The organism is Moorena sp. SIO3I6, from assembly GCF_010672095.1.
This window is the reverse complement of record NZ_JAAHHU010000212.1, coordinates 1-8,815: the sequence shown is the minus strand read 5'-3', so window position 1 is coordinate 8,815 and position 8,815 is coordinate 1. Positions and strand designations below refer to the sequence as shown.

Here is an 8,815-nt window from a genome sequence, read left to right as displayed (position 1 = left end):
TCGTGTATTTGCTGAACATATCCGTGATGATTATGGCTTCGAGGGCGATCAAGACAATGAAGGTCGCATGCTGGGCTTTTTGCTTACAAAGGCAGGGGCTATGAGCCCAGCTTTAAAAAATACAGAAGTTTTGCTTAATAGCCTGATGGAAACCAATAAAACCGATCAAGGTAAGCATTCAGCTAATGCGCTACGTCCCAGGGTCGAAGTCTGTGCCACCACAGGCTAGAAGCCTGTGCCACGCTGCATCGGTTCAAACCCTCTTAACTATTGCCTATTGCCTTTTGCCTTTTGCCTTAAAGGGATAAGCTTTGTCCTCATGACTCTAAGAATTGCTATATATGTCAGATTTGCTTAAAAGAATTACCATTAATCCAAGACAGTGCGGTGGTCGCCCTTGCATTCGCGGTATGAGAATTAGAGTATCGGATATACTCGATTTATTTGCAGCTGGACTTACTGCTGAGCAAATCTTAGCAGAAATGCCTGATTTAGAGGCAAATGATTTGCAGGCAGCGCTTCTCTATGCCTCACGTAAGCTTAATCATCCGGTGCTAGTTCCATGACAATTTGGGTAGACGCAAATTTGTCGCCTGGGATTGCAACTTTAGTTACACTCCTTTCTGTTTATAATTTTTGCCTTGATAGTAGTTTCTTCAACAACTTTCTGTTTGGCAAGTTGAACGATTGCTAAGTCAAGAGGATAATCTTGTAACTGTAATCTATCTCCCTTGAGGTTAATCGTATAGTTAGATTTATCGAGTTTTTCTCTCGTTGTCAAAAATTCCCATTGTTTACTGGATTTGACTTTTAAAGAGCCTTCAAGAAGTATTGTTGATTTTTTTTTGTCGTATTTTTGTAGCTTCTTCTTGAGAACATCACTGATGTTATTTTTACTATCAAATTTTATCTGCATTTCCTCAGTAGTAGTACAGTGATATACTTTTTCCGAGATATATTTTCCAATTACAATACTTAAAAAGGACATACCCAGGATTCCTAGGGCGATTAGTATAATAACTCTAAAATTAATTAGGGGTTTCCTCGGTATGATCGAATTATCTTCCTTTTGATCAATCTCTAGCTTTTGAGGTTTAGAGTTAACCTGGAATGGTTTTAATTCTTCGAGTAGTAAAGGACTACTCGAATCATCCATACTACTTAAGGAAAGCATACTGGAAGGAATGGCTGGATGGGGTTTGATATGCTCCCAAAATTCTGTGTAACCTTCTGTCAGTCGCTGATGAACGTCCTCAATGTTTTGATTGGAAATATTAACCTGATTTTTGCTCTTAATACCCTTAACAACTATCCCCTCAATTATATCAATTTTTCTACCAAATTCATCTTTTAGGATATCATCTCCTTCTTTAGAGTTAAGGTCTTTTTCGGTGGCTTGGATGATTCTAAAAACTATGGTAAAATCTCCGGCTTCTGTTCCAACAATTTGCCTGATAAATCCTTTTCCTGGTTCGGTTAAATCTCCATCCGTTACTCTCGCCAGTAAGTTAGGAATCTTAGCATCACAGATGAAATCAGGAGCGACCACTGTTCTGTAGTCAAGATAGCGGTTACGGCTTACTAAAAAAGGCCAAGCGTTAATACTCATAGTTACAATTTAATAAATTTAGTTTTTACATTGATTGATGACAAGCAACTCGTTGCCCTGATCGAGTTGGCGTAGCTATGAACTCTTAAATTACGTTTCATTAAGGAGCAAGCCAGGAAAAAGGAGCGAAGGGAATATTCCGCAAAATCCAGTAGGCTAAAATTATTTTCAACATCCACCAAATCCAAGCCGGTTTGATGAAAATTTGGGAAACTTTCCGTCCTGTGAACACAGGTAAACTGTAGCAAATGTAGGAGTAGATTAGGTAAGGCAATGACAACACCATCAGGGGATTCAGTCCAAAGGCTGCCCAGAGATTACCATGAAGTAATTGATGAAGTCCTCGCAGTGTGCCACAGCCCGGACAATACAAACCAGTTAACGTCCGAAATGGACTAGGAGGGTAAAGTTGTCCTGGTATAGCAGGATCAAAAAAATACAGAATTATAGCTGAACCTAAAATAATTGATGATAAAACTTTTACCTTCAATTTTCTTCTAGCTATGGCAGACAGAGAATATAAGTATGTTTTTTTCATGAGACTATGATTGTGAACGTTTAGTGGATTTTTGGTTTAGGGTTTTAATAACTATATACGAAGTAAATATATAAAACCATAATTATTGCCCCGGATATAAAACTAATCCAGCACCATTTTTTAGCATTTTCTGATGCTGTAACTGCGCCTTCGTCGTCTCCTAATGTTAATTTTGTATTAACTTGAGCCGCGTAGACAATTGCAACAATTCCAAAAGGTACACAGCAGAATAGAGTTACTAAAATCGCTTGCGGTAGATAGTTAGGAACATGGGAGTGCATAGGTTTACTTGAACTAAGGTTTATACAAGTTTCCAAATTTTAATCGTTCTGTCGAAACTGCCACTAGCTAAGCTTTGATTATCTGGACTAAATGCTAGGGTAGTGATAGGACCAGTGTGCTCAGTTAGAGTAGAGAGTAGAGTTGCGGTTGATAAATCCCACAGCTTGATCGTGCAATCATAACTTCCACTGGCCAGGATGCGGTTATCTGGACTAATAGCGAGGGAAAAAATTGCTCCGGTATGTCCTGTCAACTCATACCTCCGATTGCGGGTTTTCGGATCCCACACATAGAGTGTTCCGCCATAACCACCACTAACCAAAATATTACCATCGGAACTAAAGGCTAAAACCTTGACAAAACCAGGATGATCGCCCAAATTATATAGTAATTTGCCAGTGTCGAGTTCCCAAAGTAATACTCTCTTATCGCTACCACCACTAGCGAAAATGCGCCAACCGGGGGCAACAGCAAGGGCGTAAACAGAGCCTTGATGTCCGATTAAACTGTTGATGAGTTTACCTCCATTAGTTTCTAATTGCCAGACTTTTACAGTTTTATCCCGACTAGCACTGATCAGTGTATGCCCATCGGGACTAACCGCAAACGCATTAATAAGGTCAGAATGTCCCTTCAATGGTTTGTATATGCGTTTGCATTTATTGGCATCCCAAACCTTAATGGTATTATCTTCACAGCTGGTAAATAGTCGTTTATCGTCTTGACTCAGATTTGCCCTTACCCAACCTGACCTTTCACGCACCATTCCTTGTAATTGTTTTCCCGATACAACTTGCCAAAATCGAACGCTTCGATCATGACTCGAACTGAACAAGGTTTGTCCATTGGATGTGAAACCAACGGAACACACGACGTTTCGGTGTCCTTTCAGCGTACGAATTAGAGTTGGATTCAATAAGTTTTTATTGAGGAGATTTACAGGTTCCCGGTCGATAATTTCTCCTCCCAAATTAGCTGCGGGAAAATTTACCTCAAATTTTTGGAGATGATCTACGAAAGTACCAACCAAGTAATTAAGTGCAGTTTCCTCATCCTTGACCTGTTGCAAACGTTCTTCCCGGTTGGGAATAGGCAAGTCAGATTGTGGATTTAAAAAAGACTTAATTTGCTCGTACAAAGATAAAAATATATTTTTATCTTGAATCTGTTGATCACTGTCTTGATGGCCTGATTGTAAAGTATTAATATAAGCATTTACTCGATCAATCAAGACACAAGCAATAGGAATCTCTAACTGGAACGGTTTAGGAATTGCGCCAGGATTCTTTTTCATCGTTCCATCAGGCTGGAGGGTGGCAAAGTCCGAACCAATAGAACTTATAGGAATCAGACGCACTGGACAACCAGCATTGACTCTATTGTGAATAACAGCCTTAAACTCAGGAACTTTTTCTAATAAGCTTTCTCTTAATTCTGAGAGCTGATAACGACTTTCAAGCAGATCCCATTTACTAATGATAAAATGAACTGGTGTGTCTTTTTTACATCTATCTAACAATCCCATGATGTGAAATAAATGCCTAAGCAACCAATCCTGAACATCTGGAGTATTTAGGTCTTGGTCTTCCATGAATTTAAATAATTTGAGACCATCAATAATCGCCAAGACTGCATCAGCCTTAGGAACTTCTTTTTTAAAATCAACAAAAATTCTTTTATCTTCTAATTCTTCATCTGGTAATATATCTGTAATTAATCCTCCTGGATAGTCAATATAGGTAAACTGACAAACTGGAAATTTTTCAAGATTAGGATTATTGACACAACAAATAAACTCCCACTTAGTTATATCCCTTGTTCTACGAGGCCAGTCACCTTCCCCGACAACTTGGGAATAGATTTCACAGAGTTCTTTATCCTGCTGATCTTTGGGAGCTTTCAGAAAAAAGCCTTCCTTACCTTGAATCGATAATTGCTTAAAAAGACTAGCCAAAAATACAGTTTTACCAGCCCCAGATGCTCCTAAAGTAATAATATTGTAATTTTTCATAGTCATTGCTGGAATCTTGGCTTTGATAAGGATGACATCTATTACTTTAGTTAATCTATGATTATTTCAGAGTCATAAAAATCTTGGCTAAGTTTATTGCTAATATACAAAAAACTTGTCACAGCACTTTTAAGGGCTGTTGTTTTATCTTGAATTTTTTGGATACTTTCATCTCGTTTTTGACGCAATTCATTCAATTCAGTTATTTTTTTGTCATTAGCTTTAACTTGTTTTCTTATTTTTGCTAATACAAAATTATCAATTTTGTTGAAAATTGTTTTTTTAATAATCTCTAGTTGTATATTGTCCTTATCTTCCTCTAGGTAATTTGATACCAAAAACTCAACAATCATATCAATCAATATATCGAACTTCAAGATACCCTTTAAGAAGTTATTGAGTAATTGTAATTTATTAAATTCACTATCTTCTCGAATCTTTTCGTTACTAAGAGCAATGAGGTACTGAATCTTTACCTGAATCTCTTTCTCCACAAGATCCGGTATCACACAAGACATAGGAACTTCCATGTGAAAAGGACGTGGAATTGAGCCAGCAATCTTTTTCATACTGCCATCAGGTTGAGGTGTTGCGAAACCAAAACCAACTGAACTTACTGGAATAAGGCGTACTGGAGAACTTTCTCTATTTCGTTCAAGAACTAATTTTTTAAACTCAGGAATTTCCAGGAGACGATCGCTTATTTCTTGTAAACCAAAATTATTTTCCAGCAAATCCCATTTGCTGATTACGAACTGAATTGGTGCTTGAGAATGCGACATCCAGTTGATTAGTGCTGGTAAGTCTGTGTTTAAAAAATTATCAATCTTATTGTCTTCATTGCTATTGGTCAGTAATGCCTGGATTTTTTGACCATCTAAAAGACCCAAAATTGCATCAGCTTGTCTGATTATTGCTTGTAGCTCATGAGCGTTTTCGTCGATCGCCGTTAATCGTCCGCCAGCATAATCAAAATAACTAAACTGACAAATTGGAAAGTTTTCCAGATTACGATTCTTGACACAACACGTAAATGTCCACTCGGATATCTCCTTATATTTCGTTGGATCAGGCCAATTTCCAATAATCAAGTTTGTATAAATATCAGTCAGTCGCTTCTGTTGTGTGAAATCCTCAACTTCAAGATAGAATCCATGTTCCCCTTGGATGGATAGGGACTTAAACATACTGGCAAGGAATACAGTCTTGCCAGCACCAGATGCTCCTAAAGTTAATATTTTGTAAGTTTTCATGGTGTAGGGTAAATTATAGGACAGCGTGAGGTAAAACCACCCAGATTGATCTCAGAGATGTCGCCGAACAAAGGTTCTTTTAAAAACTGGGCTTATGGTCAGTATTCAGCTAATGCACTACCGACTGAATCCTGAGTAGTGATAGCTAATTTTTAAGTATCTATAGATTTATCCGGCTAATCATCACAAGTTATGCAGGAAATTTTCAATATCAGGTTGATTTCCCACAGGTCTTACCAACCAAGAGGGTGCATCTCATGTTTGCTGTTTGACCCGGTGGGTGTAACGGGCATCTTGCCCGTTACAATCGGGCGGGCTTTACCAACCCTGGCGCTCTAGGCGAAAAATTAGGACGACCGCCCCTAACTCACCCTACGCAATTGACTATTGTGTTAACACATTTTTGGTGAAAATGCAAGGGTTGGAAAAAACTATTGCACTGACGCACTACATTGCTCACCAGCCCATAAAAGAGCGATCGCAAACTGCGCAGTTAGCGATCGCACACATACAACTATTTCCTCAAATCCCCCCTTAATCTCAAATCCCCCCCTTATTAAGGGGGGTTAGGGGGGATCCCCCACTCCAAAATCACTGCAACCCTTCCAACAACTGTTGCAACGCCCTATCAAGAGCTTCCCCTAACTTACTGCCATCTTTTCCACCAGCTTGAGCCAAGTTAGGCCGTCCACCGCCACCACCACCGCAAATTTTAGCGATCGCACCAATAAACTTCCCAGCCTGCAAGCCTTTCTGATTAACACCCTTACTAAAGGCTGCCACTAAACTCACCTTGTCGGGGCTAGGCACTGAACCCAACACTACTGCACTTTCTCCCAGCTTCTGCTGTAGCTGTTGCGCAACACTTTTTAAGCCCTCTGGTTCTACTCCCTCCATCTTCGCTACCAGAACCTTGAACTCACCGACTGACTTAGCTTGTGCTAATAACTGGTCAGATTTTGCCAAAGCCAGTTGTTGCTTCAGGGCATCTAACTGTTTATTAGTAGCCTTGAGTTCCTGTTGTAAATTACTAATCCGCTCAGGTAACTCTTCCGGTTGTGCCTTAAAGCGATCGCATAAATCCTTAACCACCTTATCCCGCACATTCAGATAATCCAGCACCGCCGGTCCAGCCACTGCTTCTATCCGCCTAATCCCAGAGGCGACCCCTGCGGAAGAGATAATCTTAAACACGCCAATCTCAGCAGTATTGTTGACATGGGTACCACCACACAATTCCATGGAGACACCAGGGAAATCAATCACCCTGACCTCATCGCCATACTTTTCCCCAAACATAGCGGTTGCGCCCTTAGCCTTAGCTTTTGTCAAAGGCATCACCTCCACATCTGCGGTATGGGCTTCACTAATCCAAGTATTAATTTGTGCCTCAATTTGCTCTAACTCTTCCGATGTCAGAGCGCGAGGGCAATTGAAGTCAAAGCGCAAACGGTCAAAAGCCACCAAAGAGCCTGCCTGAGAGATGCTTGGGTCAACAATTTTTTTCAGAGCCGCTTGCAGTAAATGAGTCGCACTATGGTTAGCTTGAACTCGACGGCGACAAGCCCGGTCAATTTGAGCCGTTACTGTTGTGCCTACCGCTAAATTTCCCCGTTCCACAGTACCGAAGTGGACAAAGAAATCCGATTCCTTCTGAACATCTTCGATGCGAACCAATAGCGAATCCCCAGACAGATAACCGCGATCGCCTATTTGTCCCCCAGATTCCGCATAGAATGGGGTCTGATCCAAAATCACCTGGACCTTACTGCCAGCCCCAGCGGATTCCACCGACTTCCCATCAACTAGCAAAGCTTCTACCTTAGCCATGGACTGGGGTTCAGTGTAACCCAGGAATGCCGTACTATCGATCTGTTCCCCTAGCTGATCTAAGCTACCCTGTACTGTTAAATCAATCGTTTCATGGGCAACTCTAGCCCGTTCCCGCTGGCGTTCCATTTCCACCTCGAAGCCATCGAGGTCTACCGTTAAGCCCTGTTCTTCAGCAATTTCCTCAGTTAATTCCACTGGGAAACCATAGGTATCATAGAGGGTAAACGCATCTGTGCCAGAAATCTGCTTAGGCTTCTTGGCCAAAATCTCAGCCAGCAGCTTCTCACCCCGTTCCAAGGTTTTCAGGAATTGAGACTCTTCCCGCTGCATTTCCGCTTGGATAGTTTTTTCCCGTTCCCGCACATTAGGATAAGCTGATTCAGATAATGCGATCGCTGTTTGAGCTACTTCCCAGGTAAATTCCCCATCAATCCCAATCAAACGGCCATGACGCACCACTCGACGGAGCAAACGGCGCAACACATAACCCCGTCCGGTGTTAGAAGCCGTAATCCCATCCGCGATCATATGAACGATTGCCCGGATATGGTCACCAATAACCTTCAGAGAAACCTTCGTCTTCTCATCACTCTTGCTATAGTTAACCCCAGCAATTTCCGCTGCCGTTTTTACAATCGGGAAAATTAAATCAGTTTCATAATTATTCGGCACTTGCTGGAGGATTTGCGCCATCCTCTCCAGTCCCATCCCCGTATCAATATTTTGTTTCTCTAACGGGGTGCGGTTACCTTCCGCATTCTGGTTGTATTCCATGAATACCAGGTTATAGAACTCAATAAACCTAGTATCATCTTCCAAGTCAATGCTCTCGTCTCCGAGTTCTGGGTGAAAATCGTAGTAAATTTCCGAACACGGACCACACGGACCGGTTGGACCGGATTTCCAATAATTATCCTCCTCACCCAAGCGCTGGATGCGATGGGCTGGGATGCCAATTTTATCCCGCCAGATAGCAAACGCTTCGTCATCATCCCGAAACACACTGACTACTAAGCGTTCTGGTGGCAAACCGAATACCTCTGTAGAGAGTTCCCATGCCCATGCGATCGCTTGTTCCTTAAAATAATCCCCAAAACTAAAATTCCCCAGCATCTCAAAAAAAGTATGATGCCGTGCCGTGCGTCCCACATTCTCTATATCATTGTTGCGGATACATTTTTGGGAGGTGGTGGCGCGAGGGAATTCCGACTGACGTTGTCCTAGAAAAATCGGTTTAAACGGCAACATTCCCGCAATTGTCAGCAACACCGTCGGGTCTTCCGGTACTA

8 protein-coding genes and 1 pseudogene are annotated in these 8,815 nt (G+C 41.4%); 3 read left to right on the top strand and 6 right to left on the bottom strand.

The genetic code is table 11. The features are described 5' to 3' along the window. Positions 1-229, top strand: a pseudogene (locus F6K49_RS31560) (hypothetical protein); the annotation flags it as partial. Between the two features lie 112 nt (positions 230-341). Further along, positions 342-566: a DUF433 domain-containing protein gene (locus F6K49_RS31555; protein WP_287254276.1), complete on the top strand. Its 225-nt coding sequence runs from the start codon at positions 342-344 to the stop codon at positions 564-566. A 41-nt stretch (positions 567-607) separates the two neighbouring features. Here the strand turns inward: F6K49_RS31555 and F6K49_RS31550 are convergent, their stop codons facing one another. The 5 genes from F6K49_RS31550 to F6K49_RS31535 form a co-directional block, all read right to left on the bottom strand. Then, a complete protein-coding gene (locus F6K49_RS31550; protein ID WP_293102989.1) occupies positions 608-1,549 on the bottom strand; it encodes a hypothetical protein in 942 nt (313 codons plus the stop codon). A gap of 160 nt (positions 1,550-1,709) precedes the next feature. Then, complete coding sequence (locus F6K49_RS31545; RefSeq protein ID WP_293072362.1) at positions 1,710-2,147, bottom strand: DUF2752 domain-containing protein; 438 nt, start codon at positions 2,145-2,147, stop codon at positions 1,710-1,712. A gap of 44 nt (positions 2,148-2,191) precedes the next feature. Continuing rightward, the gene (locus F6K49_RS53710; RefSeq protein WP_364305267.1) at positions 2,192-2,428 is read right to left on the bottom strand and encodes a CD225/dispanin family protein; all 237 of its coding nucleotides are present in this window, start codon (positions 2,426-2,428) and stop codon (positions 2,192-2,194) included. A 20-nt stretch (positions 2,429-2,448) separates the two neighbouring features. Beyond that, positions 2,449-4,446: a WD40 repeat domain-containing protein gene (locus F6K49_RS31540; RefSeq protein ID WP_293102986.1), complete on the bottom strand. Its 1,998-nt coding sequence runs from the start codon at positions 4,444-4,446 to the stop codon at positions 2,449-2,451. Positions 4,447-4,490: 44 nt separating this feature from the next. Further along, positions 4,491-5,693, bottom strand: a complete 1,203-nt coding sequence (locus tag F6K49_RS31535; protein WP_293072360.1) for a hypothetical protein — start codon at positions 5,691-5,693, stop codon at positions 4,491-4,493. Positions 5,694-6,099: 406 nt separating this feature from the next. Between F6K49_RS31535 and F6K49_RS31530 the strand changes: the two genes are divergently transcribed. Next, complete coding sequence (locus F6K49_RS31530; RefSeq protein WP_293072359.1) at positions 6,100-6,231, top strand: hypothetical protein; 132 nt, start codon at positions 6,100-6,102, stop codon at positions 6,229-6,231. 53 nt (positions 6,232-6,284) lie between these two features. Here the strand turns inward: F6K49_RS31530 and alaS are convergent. Continuing rightward, positions 6,285-8,815 (bottom strand): alanine--tRNA ligase (alaS, locus tag F6K49_RS31525; protein WP_293102981.1); only part of this gene is annotated, 2,531 nt, incomplete at its 5' end.